Origin of the sequence: Actinospica robiniae DSM 44927, from assembly GCF_000504285.1 — a bacterium.
Lineage (GTDB): Bacteria > Actinomycetota > Actinomycetes > Streptomycetales > Catenulisporaceae > Actinospica > Actinospica robiniae.
The window spans coordinates 1,745,188-1,763,754 of record NZ_KI632511.1; the positions used below are offsets into that span (position 1 = coordinate 1,745,188).

General features: G+C 69.8%; 19 protein-coding genes and 2 pseudogenes. 13 read left to right on the forward strand and 8 right to left on the reverse strand.

The annotated features are described in order from the left end of the window. Position 1: 1 nt before the first annotated feature. Both ACTRO_RS07535 and ACTRO_RS07540 read right to left on the reverse strand, forming a co-directional pair. Positions 2–442: a BlaI/MecI/CopY family transcriptional regulator gene (locus ACTRO_RS07535; protein ID WP_051450468.1), complete on the reverse strand. Its 441-nt coding sequence runs from the start codon at positions 440–442 to the stop codon at positions 2–4. 17 nt (positions 443–459) lie between these two features. Further along, on the reverse strand, positions 460–1,101 hold the full coding sequence (locus ACTRO_RS07540) for a DedA family protein (protein ID WP_034262277.1): 642 nt from the start codon (positions 1,099–1,101) through the stop codon (positions 460–462). A gap of 270 nt (positions 1,102–1,371) precedes the next feature. On the opposite strand from ACTRO_RS07540, the gene ACTRO_RS07545 reads away from it, so the two are divergent. The 5 genes from ACTRO_RS07545 to ACTRO_RS07565 are packed head-to-tail and all read left to right on the forward strand — an operon-like array spanning position 1,372 to position 6,757. Further along, positions 1,372–2,586, forward strand: a complete 1,215-nt coding sequence (locus tag ACTRO_RS07545; protein ID WP_084316058.1) for a phosphodiester glycosidase family protein — start codon at positions 1,372–1,374, stop codon at positions 2,584–2,586. Between the two features lie 58 nt (positions 2,587–2,644). Beyond that, complete coding sequence (locus ACTRO_RS07550; RefSeq protein ID WP_034262282.1) at positions 2,645–2,923, forward strand: hypothetical protein; 279 nt, start codon at positions 2,645–2,647, stop codon at positions 2,921–2,923. A gap of 41 nt (positions 2,924–2,964) precedes the next feature. Then, positions 2,965–4,017, forward strand: a complete 1,053-nt coding sequence (locus ACTRO_RS07555; protein WP_034262284.1) for an extracellular solute-binding protein — start codon at positions 2,965–2,967, stop codon at positions 4,015–4,017. After that, a complete protein-coding gene (locus ACTRO_RS07560; RefSeq protein ID WP_051450469.1) occupies positions 4,014–5,606 on the forward strand; it encodes an ABC transporter permease in 1,593 nt (530 codons plus the stop codon). Before ACTRO_RS07555 ends, ACTRO_RS07560 begins: the two co-directional genes overlap by 4 nt. A gap of 5 nt (positions 5,607–5,611) precedes the next feature. Next, positions 5,612–6,757 (forward strand): ABC transporter ATP-binding protein, encoded by a 1,146-nt coding sequence (locus ACTRO_RS07565; RefSeq protein ID WP_034262287.1) that lies wholly within the window; start codon positions 5,612–5,614, stop codon positions 6,755–6,757. A gap of 527 nt (positions 6,758–7,284) precedes the next feature. Here ACTRO_RS07565 and ACTRO_RS07570 read toward each other — a convergent pair. Together ACTRO_RS07570 and ACTRO_RS07575 are read right to left on the reverse strand one after the other, a co-directional pair. Continuing rightward, positions 7,285–7,965, reverse strand: coding sequence for a response regulator (locus tag ACTRO_RS07570; protein ID WP_034262290.1), 681 nt, complete (start codon positions 7,963–7,965; stop codon positions 7,285–7,287). Further along, a complete protein-coding gene (locus ACTRO_RS07575; protein WP_211244151.1) occupies positions 7,962–9,161 on the reverse strand; it encodes a sensor histidine kinase in 1,200 nt (399 codons plus the stop codon). The genes ACTRO_RS07570 and ACTRO_RS07575 overlap by 4 nt, the downstream gene beginning before the upstream one ends. Positions 9,162–9,303: 142 nt before the next feature. Here ACTRO_RS07575 and ACTRO_RS07580 point away from each other — a divergent pair, with 142 nt between their 5' ends. The 4 genes from ACTRO_RS07580 (at position 9,304) to ACTRO_RS07595 (ending at position 13,763) form a co-directional block, all read left to right on the forward strand. Next, complete coding sequence (locus ACTRO_RS07580) at positions 9,304–10,050, forward strand: ABC transporter ATP-binding protein (RefSeq protein WP_034262293.1); 747 nt, start codon at positions 9,304–9,306, stop codon at positions 10,048–10,050. A gap of 82 nt (positions 10,051–10,132) precedes the next feature. Beyond that, on the forward strand, positions 10,133–12,556 hold the full coding sequence (locus ACTRO_RS07585) for an ABC transporter permease (protein WP_034262296.1): 2,424 nt from the start codon (positions 10,133–10,135) through the stop codon (positions 12,554–12,556). A 281-nt stretch (positions 12,557–12,837) separates the two neighbouring features. Then, positions 12,838–13,305 carry a hypothetical protein gene (locus ACTRO_RS07590; protein ID WP_034262299.1) on the forward strand — a complete coding sequence of 156 codons (468 nt, stop codon included), beginning with the start codon at positions 12,838–12,840 and terminating at the stop codon, positions 13,303–13,305. Continuing rightward, positions 13,302–13,763, forward strand: coding sequence for an SRPBCC family protein (locus tag ACTRO_RS07595; protein ID WP_034262303.1), 462 nt, complete (start codon positions 13,302–13,304; stop codon positions 13,761–13,763). The genes ACTRO_RS07590 and ACTRO_RS07595 overlap by 4 nt, the downstream gene beginning before the upstream one ends. Before the next feature lie 374 nt (positions 13,764–14,137). Here ACTRO_RS07595 and ACTRO_RS46990 read toward each other — a convergent pair whose 3' ends face one another. Continuing rightward, complete coding sequence (locus ACTRO_RS46990; RefSeq protein ID WP_157435914.1) at positions 14,138–14,584, reverse strand: hypothetical protein; 447 nt, start codon at positions 14,582–14,584, stop codon at positions 14,138–14,140. Between the two features lie 23 nt (positions 14,585–14,607). Between ACTRO_RS46990 and ACTRO_RS51350 the strand changes: the two are divergent. The 3 genes and pseudogenes from ACTRO_RS51350 to ACTRO_RS51355 all read left to right on the forward strand — a co-directional run. After that, positions 14,608–14,769 (forward strand): annotated as a pseudogene (locus tag ACTRO_RS51350) (cytochrome P450); the annotation flags it as partial. Between the two features lie 250 nt (positions 14,770–15,019). Then, a complete protein-coding gene (locus ACTRO_RS49540; RefSeq protein ID WP_034262308.1) occupies positions 15,020–15,487 on the forward strand; it encodes a hypothetical protein in 468 nt (155 codons plus the stop codon). A gap of 266 nt (positions 15,488–15,753) precedes the next feature. Beyond that, positions 15,754–16,075, forward strand: a pseudogene (locus ACTRO_RS51355) (transposase); the annotation flags it as partial. Between the two features lie 8 nt (positions 16,076–16,083). Here the strand turns inward: ACTRO_RS51355 and ACTRO_RS07610 are convergent. The 3 genes from ACTRO_RS07610 to ACTRO_RS07615 all read right to left on the reverse strand — a co-directional run bounded on the left by ACTRO_RS07610 (position 16,084) and on the right by ACTRO_RS07615 (position 17,801). Then, entirely contained in the window at positions 16,084–16,272 is a 189-nt protein-coding gene (locus ACTRO_RS07610) for a hypothetical protein (protein WP_034262312.1), read from the reverse strand. A 71-nt stretch (positions 16,273–16,343) separates the two neighbouring features. Further along, positions 16,344–16,514: a hypothetical protein gene (locus tag ACTRO_RS51360; protein WP_157436805.1), complete on the reverse strand. Its 171-nt coding sequence runs from the start codon at positions 16,512–16,514 to the stop codon at positions 16,344–16,346. A gap of 312 nt (positions 16,515–16,826) precedes the next feature. Beyond that, complete coding sequence (locus tag ACTRO_RS07615) at positions 16,827–17,801, reverse strand: quinone oxidoreductase family protein (protein ID WP_034262316.1); 975 nt, start codon at positions 17,799–17,801, stop codon at positions 16,827–16,829. A 138-nt stretch (positions 17,802–17,939) separates the two neighbouring features. Here ACTRO_RS07615 and ACTRO_RS07620 point away from each other — a divergent pair, with 138 nt between their 5' ends. After that, positions 17,940–18,530 carry a TetR/AcrR family transcriptional regulator gene (locus ACTRO_RS07620; protein ID WP_051450471.1) on the forward strand — a complete coding sequence of 197 codons (591 nt, stop codon included), beginning with the start codon at positions 17,940–17,942 and terminating at the stop codon, positions 18,528–18,530. Positions 18,531–18,567: the final 37 nt, after the last annotated feature.

The window sequence follows — 18,567 nt, forward strand, 5'->3', positions numbered from 1 at the left end:
CTCAGCCGAGGTCGGGAGACGAAGTCGGGGTTCGCAGATCGAGCAGATCCCGCAGAAGCTGTTCGTCGTGATCGGGAAGGTCCTCGACGAAGCGGGAGAGCACCGCGCCGCGGTCGGCGACGGCGTCGAGCAGGGCCGTCAATCGCCGGGCAGCGAGTCCGGCCTCGTCGGCCAGCGGTTCGTACCGGAAGGCACGGCCTCGGCGTTCACGGGAGAGCACGTTCTTCTCGCGCAGCCGACCCAGGATCGTGAGAATCGTCGAGATCGCCAGTCCATCTGGCCCCGTGTGGAAACGCATGTCCAACCGTTCGCGCACTTCGGCCGCGGTCAGGGGCGTTCCTGCCTCCCACAGGACTGCCATGACGGCGGATTCCAAGGCGCCTGCGGCACGTCGCGTCGTCTCGTTCTGCGGCGCGGATCTGTCTCGGTGTATCGGTTCCATTCCGGACTCTCCGTTCTTCAGTCTCGTCGCACTTCAGCCGTTTCCGCGGGGGCCGACTCGTTCGGCCGGGCGCGGCGAGCGCGAAGAAAGAGCGCGATACCGATAGCCGCCGCGGCACACACGACGGCGGCTATCGCATAGGTCGGGCCATGGAAGTCGTTGGCGATCGAATCCCACCTGCTGCCGACCGCGTATCCGGCCCAGCCGAGGGCCGCCGTCCACGGGATGCACCCGACCACCGTGTAGACGCCGAAGCGGAGCGGGTTCATCCGGGCGATGCCGGCCGGGAGCGAGATGAAGGTACGGATGACCGGCAGGCACCGGCCGAAGCCGACGGCAGCCGGACCGTACTTCTCGAACCATACGGTCGCACGGTCCAGGTCGTGCTCGCGCAGGCGGATCCGGCGCCCCCAGCGGCGCAGCGCGGCCTGTCCGCCGTAGCTGCCGGCGTAGTAGGCCAGGTAGCTGCCCGCGACGTTGCCGACGACTCCGGCGATGATCACCCCGATGAGGTTCAGGTGCCCGCCCGCCACCGCGCCGGAGGCTAAGGCGCCGCCGAACAGCATGATCAGTTCGGATGGGATCGGGATGCAGGCGGACTCGGCGAGCATGAGGACGAATACCGCCAGGTAGCCGTAGTGGGCGATGAAACTCTGCATGTCCGTGGAGTCCTTCGGGTTGAGCGGCCGATCCTGGCGGGCCGACCGGGGACAGCCCTATGGAGGGGCGGTCCGGCTGTCCCCGGCCGGAGCTAATTCTACACGCTTGTAAATGTTCGCCGCCGCGCCTCGACGGTCGCCCGCCTGGCGCAGAACTACTACAGCGCTGTAGAAATACTACACGACTGTAGAAGTTAGGGCTCGTCGCGATCGCCCGCCGCACTTCTCAAGAGACGGCCCCATCCGCGGAAGCCGACCCAGGAGGTACCGATGCCCGAAGACGTGGACTCCCCGCCGAGCAGCGTCAGCTCGCGAGTCGCACCGCGCGGCCGAGGGCGGAGCCGGATACGCACCCTCATACCGGCGCGTCTTCGCAGGCCGCTCATCTGGGCGTTGCGCGGCACAGCCGCGGTGGTGCTGATGATGGCCGGGTACGTCGGCGTCACGATCTACCCGTACCTGAGCGCGCCGGGAACCGACAGCGTGGCGGCACGGATCGCCGAATGGGGACGCGACCACCACCTGAGCTGGGCGGTGACGTGGCTGGAGGACTCGACGTACACCCCGCCGCCCACCGGCGGCGCGCTCAGCCCCGCCCAGCAGAAGGCCCTGTTGGGCAGCCAGTCCCCGTCCCCGCATCCGGACACCTCGGCACTGATCGACCTGCCGACGGACATCCCGGCGCAGGCGGCACACCCGCTGCCCGGCGAGGGCGTATGGCATCCGGTGAAGTACGGCCCGACTGGCGGCCCCGTCCTCGAGGAGGCCGCGCTACGCCCGGACTCCCAACACACCTCGGCTCTCGCCTATGCGGTGTGGATGAACCAGAAGTCGCTGTCGTTCACGCTCCAACCCGGCTTCCAACAGCCCGGCGGGAGGTGGCCCGTTCCAGACTCCGTATCCGGTGCGGCCCTCGACGGGTTGGTCGCGACATGGAACGGAGGATTCAAGATCCACCCCGACGACGCGCGGGGCGGCTACTACGCAAGCGGCGTCACCGCCGCACGCCTCGTGACCGGCAAGGCTTCAGAGGTCTTCTACCGCGACGGCTCGCTCCGGATCGGCGCTTGGGGCAGCGGCCTGTCGATGAATCCCGAGGTACTCGCAGTCCGTCAGAATCTGAGCCTCCTGGTCGACCACGGGAGCATCCAGGCCGGCTCGTTCGCGGGCTCGGGCAGCCAGTGGGGCTTCACGATCAACAACAACTTCTTCGTCGCCCGCTCCGGTGTCGGGATCACCGCCTCCGGCGACATCGTCTATGTCAGCGGACCCTCGCTCTCGGTCAGTACTCTCGCCCACCTGCTCAAAGCCGCCGGCGCCGTCAACGCGATGGAACTCGACATCAACCCCGCGTGGGTCTCGTTCATGACCTACAGCGGTAACGCCCGCGATCCCCACCCGAGCAAGCTCTGGGACTTCACCCAGCCCGCCGACCGGTACCTGCAGCCGGCCAGTCGCGACTTCGTCTCCGTGCACTTGCGCTGACCGTCCTGCCGGGTATCAGACCCCGGGTGCGGTCCGCCGGATCGGTGCTCGGCAGAGCTTGGGCTCACTCGACGACGTCGTCCAGCTCAGACGACGCATCCCGCAGCTTGAACAGCAAGTCACCGCCCTCGGCGCCTACCTCGCAGACCCTGACGAGCACCTTGAGACAGCCCGAGAAGCCAACCGCGGCGCGGTCTTGTCCGCCTTCGCACCCGGCACCGCGGCCGTCGATCTCGTTGCTGAGCGGATGGTCGTGGGCTTGCGCACGGCGCCGATCGCTGCGGTGGCAGCCCGCGTCGAGCCCGACGATCGCAGTGCTAAGGTAAGCCTCGCCTAATTCATCTGGTCTTCATTATTCATGACCGACAGGAACCGCCGATGCCTCGTCACCGCCTTCTCACGGCCGCCCTTCCGGCCCTCGCCCTCGCCATCGCCTCCACGGGGTGCAGCGCTCTCGGCGGTTCGGCTCCGGCCGCGGCGCAATCGGGTGTGACCACACTCGTGATGTACAGCGGCCAGCACGAGCAGACGACCCAGGCGCTGGTGGCCGCGTTCGAGAAGCAGAATCCGGCGGTACGGATCACGGTCCGCTCCAACGATGAGGGCACCCTCTCCCAGCAGATCGAGCAGGAGGGTTCGAAGTCTCCGGCGGACCTGTTCTACGCGGAGAACTCCCCGGCCCTCGAAGTACTCCAGGACAAGGGACTGCTCGCCGCCGCACCGACCGGCGCGCTGAGCGCGATCCCGTCCCGCTACGACTCTTCGAAGGGCGACTGGGTGGGCATCACGGCCCGGGTGACCTGCATGGTGGTCGCCAACGGTGTCACGGCCGCGCAGACGCCCGCCTCGGCGCTCTCGCTCGCCGATCCGCAGTGGAAGGGCAAGCTCGCCTTCGCCCCGAGTGAGACCGACCTGCAGCCGATGATCACCGCGATCGCCGAGAAGTACGGCACCCAGCGCGCGGCCGAGTGGCTCAACGGGATCAAGGCGAACGCGGCCGGCTACCTGCTGCCCGACAACGAGACCGTCGCCAAGGACGTCGACGCCGGCCATGTGCAGATCGGTGTCGTCGACAACTACTACTGGTACCGGCAGGCCGCCGACGACGGCGGCACCGCCAAGGCAGGCTCCCACATCGCGTTCTTCGCCAACGGCGACCCGGGCTACGTGGTGAGTGTCTCCGGCATCGCGACCCTCGCCTCCAGCAAGCACAAGGACGCCGCGGCCTCGTTCATCACCTTCCTCACCTCGCCGACGGCCCAGAAGATCATCGCCGACTCCGACAGCTTCGAATACCCGCTGCTGCCCGGCATCGCGGCCAACAGCGAACTGCCCGCGCTCGCCACCCTGCACCCGGGCACGGTCTCGATCGACGCGCTCGGCGACGGATCGACCGCGATCTCGCTGCTTCAGCAGGCGCAGCTGCTGTGAGCTCGCAGGCTGACACCGCCTGGGGCGGCGGCGCGATCGAGGCGGCGCCGCCCGTGCGCACGCGCCGGGCCCGCCGTCCCCCGCTGATATCCGCGCTCGCGGCGACCGCGGCGGCGCTGGCGCTCCTGCCACTGGTGTTCTTGTGCGTTCAGACGGCGCAGGCGGGCTGGGCCCCGCTCCTGAGGCTGCTCTTCCGATCGCTGACCGCACACCTGCTGGTCAACACCGTTGAGCTCGCCGTGTGCGTGACCGCGGCGTGCGCGGTGATCGGCACCGCGGCCGCGTTCGCCACCGAGCGCACCGATCTGCCGCTGCGCCGTGTGTGGTCGGCGTTGATCGTGTTGCCGCTGGCGATCCCGGATTTCATCGTCGGCTACACCTGGTCCTCGATCTGGCCCTCGCTGCACGGGCTCGGCGGGGCGGTCCTGGTGATGACCCTGAGCCTCAACCCTCTGGTCTACCTCCCGGTCGCGGCATCGCTGCGCGCCTCCGACCCGGGGCTGGAGGAGGCGGCGCGCTCACTGGGCCTCGGGCCGGTCGCGGTCTTCCGGAAAGTCACGCTGCACCAGATCCGCCCCGCCCTGCTCGGCGGGTGCCTGGTGGTGTGCCTGGCGCTGCTGGCCGAGTACGGCGCCTTCGAGGTGCTGCGCTTCGACACCTTCACCACCACGGTCTACACCGAGTTCACCCGCGCGTTCTCCTCCTCCGCCGCCAGCGCGCTCGCCCTGGTCCTCGTGCTGCTCGGGCTGGGCGTGCTGGCGGCGCGGCACTTCGCGACCGACCACCGCGGGCGCGCGGTACGCACCGGCGCGACGCGGCGTCCGCCGAACCGCCACCGCCTCGGCGCCCGCGCCGTCCCGGTCACCGCCGGTTTGCTGCTGCTGGCCGGGCTCTCGCTCGGCGTGCCGATCTCCACCCTGGTCTACTGGCTCACCCAACCACGATCCACCACCCTCCCGGCCCTGGCCACGGTGCCGGCGGCGGCCGAGACCACGCTGCTCTACGCGCTACTCGCCGCCCTGGGCGCGAGCCTGCTCGCACTGCCCGTCGCCATGTTCGTCGACCGCCATCCAAGCCGGCTCTCGCGCACCCTGGAGTCGGCGGCCCTGAGCGTGCAGGGACTGCCCGGCCTGGTGATCGCGATGGCCCTGGTCTTCTTCAGCGTCAGATTCGCCTTCGCCCTGTACCAGACCCCGTTGTTGATGGTGGCCGGCTACTCGATCCTGTTCTGCCCACTCGCGCTGGTGTGCGCCCGCTCCTCGCTCACCCATGCCCCCGCCCGCCTGGAGGAGGTGGCACGCTCGCTCGGCAAGCGGCCGACCGTCGCCCTGCTTCGGGTGACACTGCCCTTGATGGCGCCGGGACTGGCCGCAGGCTTCTGCCTGGTATTCCTGTCCGTGGTCACCGAACTGACCGCGACGCTGCTGTTGCTGCCCACCGGAGTCCAAACCCTGGCCACCCAGTTCTGGGCCTACCAGAACGACCAGTCCTACGCCGCCGCCGCACCCTACGCGACCGCGATCGTCGCGATCGCGGTCGTCCCGAGCTTTCTGCTGGGTCTTTGGTTCGACAAGAAACGAGGAGCGTGACCCCGATGGCGATCGCAACCGAGACGCGCCCCCAGACCGCGGTCGTGAACATCAACAGCCTGCACAAGGCGTACGGCTCCACACCGGTGCTCAGAGGGATCGATCTGACGATCGAAACCGGTGCGCTCACCGCCGTGCTCGGCCCCTCCGGCAGCGGCAAGACCACGCTGCTGCGCCTGCTCGCCGGATTCGAACGCGCCGACCAAGGACGTATCGAACTCGACGGCCACATCGTCGACGACGCACGACGTGCCGTTCCGCCGGAAAAGCGCCGCATAGGCTATGTCCCGCAAGACGGCGCACTCTTCCCGCACCTGACCGTACGCGGCAACATCGGCTTCGGCCTCGCCCGCGCCCAGCGCCGCACCGGCCGCATCGACGAACTACTCACCCTCACCGACCTGACAGCGCTGGCCGAGCGCTACCCGCACCAGCTCTCCGGCGGACAGCAACAACGCGTCGCCCTCGCCCGAGCCCTGGCCCCGAACCCGGACCTCGTCCTGCTCGACGAGCCCTTCTCAGCCCTCGACGCCACCCTGCGCTCCGCCGTACGCGCCGACGTCCTGGGCATCCTGCGCGCCAGCGGCTGCACCGCGATCCTGGTGACCCACGACCAGGACGAGGCCCTGTCCATGGCCGACCGCATCGCCGTCCTACGCGACGGCAGGGTCATCCAGCACGCCACCGCGCAGGAACTCTACGACGCACCCGTGGACCCCGAACTCGCCCGCTTCGTCGGCGAGGCCAACCTCGTGCCGGTCGCGCTCACCCCACGTGGCGCCGACGCCGGCGCGCTCGGCCTGCTCACCCCCCGCGAGCAGGCACCAGCCGAAGGCCCCGCGATCGCGCTGATCCGCCCCGAACAACTCGCGGTACACATACCGGAAAGTGGCCAGACCGACCAGGAAGGCACACCCGGGGACCTGCACGGAGTCGTCGAACATTGCGACTACTTCGGCCACGACATGATGCTCACGATTCGCCCGCACCCGGAGGTGAGCGCAGCGAACGGCCAGCGCCTGCCGAAGGCCCTGATCGCCAGACTCTCCGCAGCCGCTCCGATCGCGGCAGGCACGCCGGTCACCGTCAGCGTGCGCGGACCGGTAACCACCTGGGCAATGCCTTCGCACGACGAAGAACACTCGGCCTAAGGTGCAGCCCACGGGTCGATGCAACCGGGCCACAGCGCACGAACCGGCCACGCCGCCCTGGGCCGAGGCCGGATGCATCCGGCGCCAGGAGAGCGCTGCCGTCGCCCCTTTTCCACACGAGAACACCGGAAGCCGACGTAGTCTCGCCGCACCATGCGCGTGATGCGGCTTAACTCTGCGGACTTCGTGCACCACACCTGTAGCGGTCGTTGTAATCAATCAACAGGTCTGGGCGGCCTGGCCTTCGCCCTGATCAGAACGCCGTTCGGGCGGCGGTCCCACATGTCCTACAGGGATGCGCGCGCAGCCAGGCCTCGAGCGTGTCGTCGCTGCGGTCGGGCAGCACGTGGGTTCGCTCGCGCGCCCGGCCATTTCTCGAGTAACAACACAGATCTGACCGGCCAGCCGTGACGTGCGACGCTGATAGCGTTCCAGCACGCTGGGAAGTCCTGCCGAGCCGACCTTCAGCAGTCTCGGAGTGGGCGACTGTCACCTGCGCTCCCCCACTCCGCAAGAATCCAGCTCGGCTAGCGTCTACGCGGTACGAGTCCGGTCTCGAAGGCGATGATCGCCAGGTGGACGCGGTCCCGGGCTTCGAGCTTGGCGAACAGGCGCGCGACGTGCGTCTTCGCCGTCGCCGCGCTGATCACCAGCCGCTCGGCGATCTCGCCGTTCGACAGTCCCCGCCCGACCAGGGCCAGCACTTCGCGCTCCCGGTCGGTGATCCCCGCGATGGCACTCGAGTCCCCGGCTGGCTCGGCGTCGCCGGGGGCCGTGGGGCCGGACGTTCCGGCGAAGTCCGCGATCAGGCGTCGGGTCACGCTCGGCGCGATCAACGCGTCGCCGGCCGCCACCACGCGGATCGCATCCAGGATCGCGTTCAGGGCCATGCTCTTGAGCAGGAATCCGCTGGCCCCGGCGCGCAGTGCGCCGTAGACGTACTCGTCGTCGTCGAAGGTCGTCAGCACCAGCACCTTGGGCGGGTCCGGTTCGGCGGTCGCCTGCCGGCTCGCCTCGATCCCGTCCATGCCGGGCATCCGGATGTCCATCACCACGACGTCCGGCCGCAGCTCACGTACCAGGCGTACCGCCTCGTGGCCGTCGCCGGCCTCGCCGACCACCTCCAGGTCGTCGGTGTCGCCGACCAGGATCGCGAGCGCGACCAGCATCAGCGGCTGGTCGTCGGCCAGCAGCACCCGCACGCTCATGCCGGGAGGCTCGCCGTCACCCGGAAGCCGCCCTCCGGCCGCCGGCCCGCGCTGAACTGGCCGGACAGCAACGTCACCCGCTCGCGCATGCCGAGCAGACCGAAGCCGCTCCCGCCGGCCCCCGCCGCGAACCTCGGACGGCCCGGCCCGGCGAGACCGTCGTCCCCGTCGTCCACCACCTCGATCCTCACTCCTGTCGGCTCGTAACCGACCGCGACCCGGCAGGTCCGCGCCCCGGAATGGCGCACCACGTTCGTCACCGACTCCTGGATGATCCGGAACGCCGACAGCTCGATCTCCGGCGGCAGTGGACGCCGCTCGCCCTGCCAGGTCACGTGGACCCGAACCCCGGCGCCGGCCGTGCGTTCGGCGAGTTGGGGGACGTCGGCCAGGCTGCCGGCCGGCGCCAGCGGAGCGGCCTGAGGCATGGCGTCGTCCGGCTCGGCGCGGCGTAGTGCCCCGAGCATGCGCTGCAGCTCCAGCAGCGTCTCCCGGCTGGTGGTCTCGATGCCGGTCAGCGCCTGCCGCGTCTGCTCGGGCTTGGTCTCCACGACCCGCGCGGCCGCACCCGACAGCACCGTGATGATCCCGATGCTGTGCGCGACGCTGTCGTGCAGTTCACGGGCGATCCGCAGCCGCTCGGCCATGACGATGCGGGCCGCGGTCTGCTCCTGCAGTGCCTCGAGGTATTCGCGGCGTTTGCGATACACCCCGCCGAAGACCCACGCGACCGCGAACCACAACGCGAACCCACCGGCCCACTGGGCCGCGTCACCGACGTACTGCCCGGGGACGTGGATGTCGTTGACGAACGCGGCCGCGACGCCCGCGACGGAGCCGACGGCGGCAGCCTTCGGCCGCCGGGCGGCGAGGTACCCGTTCAAGGCGACGAGCAGAACGAACACGATGATGGGCCGCGCGCCGAAGATGTCGCCGAGGACTGACTCGCCCAGGATCGCCGCGAAGACGGTCGCCGGCAGGCGGCGCACCAGCAGGACCGGAAGTGCGAGCACGACGTACAGACCAATGGTCTGGTAGGCCCCGAGGTCGGGAAACCGGAACAGGCCGTCGTCAGGGCCCGGCGTCGAAAAGGCGAGCATCAGCGCGTAGATGCAGGCGGTGGCGAGCACCACGCCCTGTGACGTCAGCCAGGTCACGCGCTTCGATGTCGAGAGACGCTGGAGAAGCTCTTCCATACGAAGATCGTAGTCAGTGGCGTCGGCTCTCCGCGTCGGCCCGGGGATGTACGCGCGATACACCCTCGGGCCGATGACCTGGGGAAAGGTGACATCCACCGGCCGACGCGAGGGATGGCACTGCGTTCGTAGGTTCTCCGCCATGACGAATGCACCGATGATCGACCTCCGCGACACGACGAAGAAGTACGGCGACGGCCCGCCCGCGCTGGCCGGTGTGACCTTGTCCGTGGCGTCCGGTGAGTGCGTGGCGATCCTCGGCCACTCCGGCAGTGGCAAGTCGACGCTGCTGAACCTGGTCGCGGGTCTGGACAAGCCTTCCAGCGGCACCGTGACCGTCGAGGGCACCCGCGTCGACCAGCTCGGTGAGGCCGGGTCGGCGAAGTACCGCCGGGCCTCGATCGGCATGATCTTCCAGTTCTTCAATCTGCTCGACGACCTGACCGTGTGGGACAACGTCATGGTTCCGGCGCAGCTGGCCGGGATGGGCAAGGGCGAAGCGAAGCGGCGGGCCCTCGAGCTGCTCGGCTCGTTGGGCATCGACCAGCACGCCAAGGCCTACCCGCAGCGGCTGTCCGGCGGGCAGCGGCAGCGCGTGGCGGTGGCCAGGGCCCTGATGAACAAGCCGGCGCTGCTGCTGGCCGACGAGCCCACCGGCGCGTTGGACTCGAGTTCGGCCGAGGACGTGCGCCGGCTGCTGCTGGACCTGCACGGCGAAGGTCAGACCATCTTGTTGGTGACCCACGATGTGCAGTTGGCCGCGAGCACCGCGCGCCGCACGATCGAGTTGGTGGACGGCGCGGTCGAGCGGGACGTCGTCAACGGCGACAGCGGTGCCGGCCTCGCCGCCCGCACGCCGCTGACCCGGCCGGCGGGAGCGGTCGGATGACATTGCGCAAGCCGTCGATGCTCCGGCGCCTCTTCGAGGTCGGATTCCGGGCCGCGGCCCGCCTGCTGCCGGCGGTGAGCCGGTGAGCGCCTTGGGCAAGGTCGTGCGCTCCGGCGTGGGCCGGCGTCGGGTCCAGTCCCTCGTCATGGCCCTGACGACGTTCGCCGCGGTGACGTCCTCGGTACTCTCCCTCGGCCTGCTGGCCGTCGTACAGGCCCCGTTCGACCACGCTTTCAGTGCTCGGAACGGGGCGCACCTGGCGGTCCAGTTCGACGGTTCGAAGGTCACGGCCGCGCAGGCCGCCACCACCGCGCACGCGGCCGGCGTCACCGAGGCGGCCGGACCGTACCCGATCGCCGCCGCCCTGGACACGACGATCGGCACGGACTGCCCCGACAAGGATTTCGCGGGCCACGACACCGGTCCGATCACCGTCACCACCCGGCCCGACCCGGGTCGCACCTCCGGGATGGACCAGCTGGCGCTGACCCGGGGGCGCTGGCCGATGAGCCCGGGTGAGATCGCCCTGCCGTGGAATCAGTATGCCGCCGGCTGCCTCGGCGCTTCGGTGGTGTTCTCCTCCCTGCCGGACAAGCCCTCGTTCAAGGTCGTCGGCTTCGCCGACTCGGTGACCAGCAGCGCGACCGGCTTCGTCACAGCCGACGGTTTCGCACGGCTCACCGCTGCCGGCGCCAAGTCTGACGAGCAGATGCTCTACCGGTTCGCCAAGGCCGGGACCGGCGCCGACATCGCCGCCGACAAGCAGGCGGTGTCCGCCGCCGCGCCGGCCGGGTCGGTCGAGTCCGCACAGTCGTACCTGACCACGGAACAGCAGGCGACCGGCAACGCCAAGGCCTACGTGCCGTTCCTGATCGCCTTCGCGATACTCGGGCTGTTCATGTCGGTGCTGATCATCTCGATCGTGGTCAGCGGGGCTGTGGCCTCGGGAATCCGGCGCATCGGAATCATCAAGTCATTGGGCTTCACCCCTTCGCAGGTGGCCCGCGCCCACACCGCGCAGGCCATGATCCCGGCGACACTCGGCGCGGTGCTCGGCACGGTGTTCGGCAACCTCCTGGCTGTGCCGATCCTGGGCGGGGCCACCAAGCAGCTCGGCGCGGCCAGTGCCTCGATTCCCTTGTGGGTCAGCGCCGTGATGCCGCTGGGCGCCCTGCTGATCGTCGGCGTCACGGCTCTGATCCCGGCACTGCGGGCCGGCCGGATGTCGGCGGTGAGAGCTCTGGTGGTCGGCCACGCCCCCATGGCCGGGGGCGGTCAGGCTGCGCAGCGTCTGGCCTCGCGGCTGCCGCTGCCCCGGGCCGTGTCGCTGGGGCTGGCCCAGCCGTTCGCCCGGCCGGCCCGGGCCGTGCTGGTCGGTACGGCGGTGCTGTTCGGCGTCGTGAGCGTCACGTTCGCGGTAGGGCTGGAGACCGGGTTCAACAGGTACCTGGACGCCAGCACCTCGGGCTTCAGCGTCGCGTCGGAGTTCGTGATCCCCAGCGCCGACGCGGGCCAGTGGCGGTCCGGGGATTTCTACGGCCCCAACGACCCGCGCAACGTGCACCTGGACGGTGCAGGGGCCGCCAAGGTGGCCGCCGCGCTCGCCGGGATCCCGGGCACGAAGGCCGCGTTCGGCTGGGGCGACAGCGGCGCGACCATGGTCGGCGCCCCACCGGGCGGCGAAACGGCGAAGGTGTTCACGACCGCCGGCGACTTCTCCTGGACGGGCATGGAACTGCTGATCGGTCGCTGGTACTCGGCCCCCGGCGAGGCCGTGGTCGGCGACAAGCTGGCCTCGACGGTGGGGATCCACGTCGGTGACGACGTCACCGTCATGCAGCAGAACAAGCAACTGACACTGAAGGTCGTCGGCGTCAACTTCGACACCAATCAGGGCGACTACACAGTCATGACGGATGCGGCCACCTTCACCGCCGCGGGCCTGACCCCGCACATCGACCAGTTCAACGTCGAGCTGGCCGCGAACGTCGACGGAGCGCACTGGTCCGCCTCGGCCGTCGCCGCGCTGACCCCCCTGAACGCCTCGGTCCAGCCGAACTCGGGCGGGGGCAAGAACATCATCGTGATCACCATGGGCGCCCTGGTGGCCACACTCACGCTGATGATGACGGCGATCGCCGCGCTCGGCGTGCTGAGCATGGTGGTGCAGGACACCCGGGAGCGGGTTCATGATCTGGGGATCTTCAAGGCCCTCGGGATGACACCCAAGCAGACCATTGCGATGGTTCTGACCTCGGTGACCCTCACCGGCCTGATCGCCGGGTTGATCGGGGTCCCGCTCGGGGTGGCGGTGGAGAAGGCGACGCTGACCCCGATGGGGAACGCGATCGGCCGGCACCTGCCGCCGAGCGTGTCCCACGTCTACACCGCCGGGCTGCTCATCCCCCTGCTGGCCGGCGGGATCGTGATTGCCCTGCTCGGCGCACTGCTGCCGGCCAGATGGGCGGCGCGGACCCGGACCGCTACCGCGCTGCGGACCGAGTAGGACAGAGCACGATCGAGCGGCGGCGCCGACCGCAGCAGCAAGTGCGTGCCCGGCGCGGCGCGGCGCGGCAAGAACGGCAATGCCGACCTCCCCCGGCTAATACCATCAGGAGGTCGGCATTCCGACATTGTTTCCTTACACAAAGGCGTGAGAGGCACCCAGCAGAGGGATCAGATTCCGCGCGACGCCCCAGGCCGGGCGATCTGCTCCTTTCGGGGAGACTATCCTTTCCCTCCCGCCGCGATCGCGTGAAGAGCCGGAACGTCGGGTACCAGCCGCGCATGATGAACACGATCGTGCGAGGCGTCATGGCCGGCGCCGCGGGCACGTGCGCGCTCAACGGGGCAACCCACCTGGATATGGCAGTGCGCGGCCGCCCCTCCAGCACGACTCCAGAGGAGACAGCCGAGGCCGTGGCGGCCCGGGCGAACGTGTGTATCCCAGGCGCGGGCCCCGACCGGCAGGCCCGGGTGACCGGGTTGGGCGCGCTCAGCGGAATCGCGGTGGGCACCGGGGTCGGCGTGCTGAGCGCCGGGCTGCGCCGAATGGGTGTGCGCCTGCCGTTGTGGGCAGGCGCTGCGACCGTAGCCGCACTCGCGATGGCCGCCGGCAACCTCCCGATAGTGCGGCTGGGCGTGAGCGATCCACGCTCCTGGTCCGTGGGTGACTGGCTCTCCGACGCGCTGCCCCACCTGGCTTACGGCCTCGGGACCTACGAGGCCGTCTCCGGCGACGGGGCTCGGGCGTGAACAGCACGCACGAGGTGGCCGTGAGCGTGCGAGTGCGCGCCGGTGCACAGGCGGTGTGGGACGCGCTGACCGACTGGCCGGCGCATGATGAATGGATGCCGGCGACAACCGTGCAGACGGTCGACGGCGACGGCAGGGCGGTGGGCGGTCGGATCGTGGCGTACACCGGGTTCGGCCGCCTGGGCTTCGCGGACCCGATGGAGGTGACCGAGTGGAGGCCGCCGACCCGCTGCGTGATGCGCCACACCGGCAAGATCGTGCGGGGCTTGACCACCTTCGAGATCGTCCCGGTGGCCGAGGAGTCCGACGGTTCGACCCTGACGTGGCATGAGCGCTATGAGATTCCCGGCGGCAGACTCGGGGCGTACGGCTTCGTCCTCGCCCGCCCGGTCCTCGCACGGGCGCTGCAGCACGCGCTCACCCGCTTCGCGCAACTCCAGCAAATCCACGGAAGCTGACGGGCGGTACTCCCCCGCGCGCCGTCCGCACACGCCCGTCATCACCATGCAGCGGCCACAGGAACAGCCGAGCTCTTCGGCGTTGAAGATGTGCTCACCTGCCAACTGCTCAAGGCTCAGCCTTCGAACACCAGCCTGCAAACCTTGCTTCACGGCCGCCTCAGAAGCCGGGGTGGATCACAGGTGGATACGTATCCGGATGGGCAGCCCACGTTCTTCATTGGGGCCTCGGATCAGGCCGAGGCCGGGGACGCGGCGACGGCCGTCGCGATGATCGTCCGGGCACTGGAGTCAGGCCACGTTCGCCCGGGCGATGATGCGACGTGGCCGCTGGTCCTCGCGGTGGCGGTCGTGCCAGATGATGTAGCGCCGGGTCATGATGCCTGCTCGATCAGGATGCCGCGAGCCCGCACGGGGTCAGTTTTCACGAGACGTTGACACCACGGACCTCTGCCCACCGACACCAGCGTTTTGTTCGTCAAAGCGCTCAACAAGCCGTCACCCTCTTCCAGGAAGAAAGCAAAATCCTGATCCGAGCGAGCGCCGGCAAGGAGGAGCGGGAAGCCTTTCGCTCCCGCCTGTCCGACTACCTCAACGAGCTCGTCAGCCGGAAGCTGACCGAACCGGACGACGGCGTGCTCTCCCTGCTCGCCGGACGGATCGGGACCGGTGAACTGATCGACGATGACGTGACGCAGATGGCCGTACTGCTGCTGGTGGCTGGGCACGAGACCACCGCGCACATGATCGCGCTCGGCACGTTCGCGCTTCTCCAGCACCCGGGCGAGCTCGGCCGCCCGCGCGCGGCGCTGGACCTGCACAGAGATTCGCCAACGCGGTCGAAGAGCTGTTGCGGAATCTCAGCGTCGTGCAAGCCGGACTGCGCCGGGCCCTGCTCGAGGACATCGAACTGGACGGCCAGGTCATCCGCACGGGCGAGGGCCTGATCCTCGCCAACACCATCGGCAACCGGGACCCGGTCGCCTTCCCGGACCCCGATCGGCTCGACCTTCGCCGTGCGCCCCAACGACTCCGCGGCGGCGCGCACACAGATCGTCCTGCCTGTGCCCGCTGGCTGGCGGTTCGGGTAGGAGGACCGGGTTGCCGCGCCGCGCCCATACGGCCGTTGCACGATCAAACTTCGAACACGCTCGAACATAGCGTCGCGGTCCGATCACGGAGCGTGAGTCGCCCTGACGGCGGGTCGGGTCCGCGGATATGGTCCCGGCCGTCGTCGCACCTTCGAAGGAGTCCGCATGGCGCGCCAGAGGCCGGGTCCCGGCCGTTTCCCGCAGTACCCGGAGCCGGGCCGGGCTCGTCTCTCGCCGCGCGCCTCCTGGCTCGTGTTCGCCCTCACCGGCTTGCCGGCCCTGGCTGGGTGCGGCGGATCGAGCGGGGCGACGGGAGCGCGGCCGGCGGGGTCGGTCGCGGCGGTGGCGGCCACGAGCGCCGCGCCTTCACCGTCCTGCTCGCTGGTCGATGACCAGGACCTGTTCGTGCGTTACCTCTCCCCAGACCAGGTGCCCAAGGTCGATGAATACGGGGAGGTGAACCACACCGACTGCACCCCCATGCTCTCCTGGCTGGAGCAGATCGCGGTGACCGATCCCGGTTACTGCATGCAAGTGGCGTGGGCGATGGACAACCCGGGATACGACCTGGATGCCATCCCCGCGAAGCCACTCAGGAACCTGATCGAGTCCATTCCCGCGGGCTGCTCGTAGGGCCCCGCCGGCCGAGGCAGGCGGGGACACCGGGCATCAGCGCGTGGAAACGGCTGAGGCCGCGCCGGTACTCGTCCCACTCGCGGGACGCTGCCAGCACTCCGCGCATCCACGTGCTCATCCGGTGACCCGCGGCCCGGGCCTCGATCTCATCCCCTCTCCGATGAGAGGAACCGAGCTGGGCGGACGTCGGCGCCGGGCTGCCGCGCTCGGTCAAGCCACCAGATCCATCGAACTCTGGTGGTCGCTCGGCCTCAGAACAGAGCTCGTGGGAGGCGTTCAACCCGTTCCTCGCCTTCCCACCTCAGATCAGGCGCCTGATCTACACTACCAACGCGATAGAGTCCCCAACACCCGGTTCCGACAGGCCACCGCCGCGGCGGGCACTTCCCCGTTCCGGACGCCGCGCTCAAGGGCCGCCACCTCGCCATCCGGGACCACCGGCCTAACCGGAAGAACGCCGACGGCAGACCGTCGGCTGGAAGCGTGATCAACACGCCACCCTGTACTAGGAAGACCGCACCACCGTCAACAACTAGTCTCGACTACCGGCCCCACTCATGGGCTCCGGTACAGACCCTGAATTGATCGGGCGCTCAGCGCGGTTCGAGCCAGCGCAAGTACGGGTCCGCGAGCGCCAGCAGCGTGTCGTCGTTTCCTGTACCGCGAAGACTGACGCCGAGCGCGCACAGATTCTTCCGCTGCCCGACCGGACCGTTCAGCGCCGCGATCTGGAGGTCCGTCGTGGCCAGCAGGCCTGGCGCCTCGCAGAACACCCACGCCACGCGCCGCCCGGTACGCGCTATCGCGTCGAGTTGGGCGACGAAGGCGGAGCGGGCGTCGGCGCCGAGGTAGCTCAGCAGCGTCCTGCGGCCAGATGAACGCCTCCAGCCATGCCAGGGCCGTTCGCCTGGTGAGGTCGATCGGGTGCTGGTCGATTCAGCCCGGCGCTAGCGCCGACCTCCACGAGGGCTACCGGTCCCGGCCAACGCCGGCGCACATGTTCCAGACCCAGGCGCAGGGCAATGCAGCGCTAGGTCTCGTTCGTCTGCGTCGCGCCGTGTCGCAGGGCCTCGCGGATCGCTTCACGAACAGCAGACTCGGCCGACGCTGCTCGCCAGGTGTGTCCAGGAGCAGGCCGAGCAGTGCGGAGTCGGCCGCCGCTGCTCGGCTGAGCGTCTCATCGACGGCTGATCGGCCGTGGCACTGGGTCGCGCCGAAGAACTCGAACAGGCGGTGCAGACGTGCGGCGTCGTCACGCCCCGCGCGGTTCACGGGGTCGGATTCGTTGCTCACCGAAGCGTTCCCCCGCCCAGCCCGGCGACGGCCCTGATCAGAGTCAGGGGCGGACGATCAACTTCGCGCCGGGTGATCCGACCGCCTGCGCCTGCCACGCGCGTGCGACGTCGTCGAGTTTGTGGACGTGGGTCGGCAGGCTCAGCCGGCCCGAGGCGGCGAGCTTCATCAGGTAGGCGAAAGCGGCTCGGGCCCGATCGGGTGGGATCGCCGCTCCGCTGAGCCCGGTGAGGCTGATCCACTGGTGCCGGAGCAGTCCTGAGTCCACGGCGGCTTCTGCGCCGGCGCTCTGGCCGAGGTTGACGTAGCGTCCGCGGAAAGCGAGTCCGGACAGCGCGGGCATGGCGTACGGGCCCCACAGCGAGTCGATGACCACATCCACCGGGCCGCCGGCCTCGGCCAGCCGTCGCCTCAGGTCCTGCGGATCGGTGGCATCGAGCAGGATCGTCGCGTCGGGTCCCCCGTCGGCCGCCGGAGGCAGCGATGCCAGCCGTTCGGCGGTACGCCCCACGGCGAGCACCGTCTGCGCGCCCAATGCCCTTGCCAGCTGCACTGACACCCGGCCGAGAGCCCCGGTCGCGCCGAGGACGAGCACGGATTCGCCGGCCCGCAGCGCGGCGAGGTCTTCGAGCGCCACCAGGGCACTGATACCGACCGCGCCGAGGGCGGCCGCCTGGTCGTCCTCGACTCCGTCCGCGACGGGCAGGCAGGCGGCATCGGGGACGAGTACGAGTTCCGCGAGGGTCCCGCCGACGAATCCGCCGGGCACCTGCACGCGCACCCGGGCGCCGGGCGTGAGGGTCTCGCTCTCGACGACCACGCCCGCGCCCTCGATCCCGGGCACGTGGGGAAGGGCCGGGCGGCCCAGCGGGTGCTTGCCGGCGGAGATGGTCACGTCGATCGGGTTGACGGCCGCCGCCGTGATCCGGATCAGGCTGCGGCCCGGGGCCGGAACCGGATCCGGATGCTCGACCAGTTCGGGGGCGAGGCCGTGCTGGTGGACTACCGCTGCGCGCATGGAACCGCCTCTGTCGGAGGGAAACCGGCGTTCTGAAGTGATCGGCCAATTTGGATGACCGACCGGTCGGTCACTCTATCCGACGGTGGAGACCGCGGTCAACGAACCGTCGCCCAAGCTGCGCGTATCCTGTACGGCATGACCGCACGGGCCGAAGCAGCGCTGGCGACCAGGGATGCGTTGCTCGACGCGGGCTTGAGGGTGGCCGAAGAGCACGGCCTGTCCGGGATGAGTGTGAACCGGGTGGTCGCCGGCGCCGGGGTCGCCAAAGGCACCTTCTACGTACACTTCGCCGATCGCGACGCTTTTCTCGACGCCTTGCACCGGCGCTATACCGAGCAGTCCGGCGCCGCGGTCGCAGCGGCCATGGACGGGCACGCGCCGAGCTGGCGCAGACTGCGCCAGATGATCGAGGCCTACTTCGAATCGTCCATGCGGCACCGCGGCGTCAAGGCCCTTGCCCTGGAGGTGCGCAACGCGCCGGGCGTGGCCGCGAAGGTGGACGCGCGCAACGCGGTCTTCGTGGAGTTGGCCGAGCCCGACCTGGAGGCGATGGGCTGGCCGGACCCACGCGCCGCCGCGCGCCTGGTGGTGGCGATGGCGGCTGAGCTGATGATGGCCGAGATGACCGCCGGCGAACCTGACGAGGCCGGGCGCGCAGCGCTTTGGACGACGCTGGAACGGATGGACCTGGCCCGCTCGGAAGCCTTGACCGGCCGCGCATCCTGAAGCCGTTCATCCGAACCCTGCCACCCCCGACAGCAGG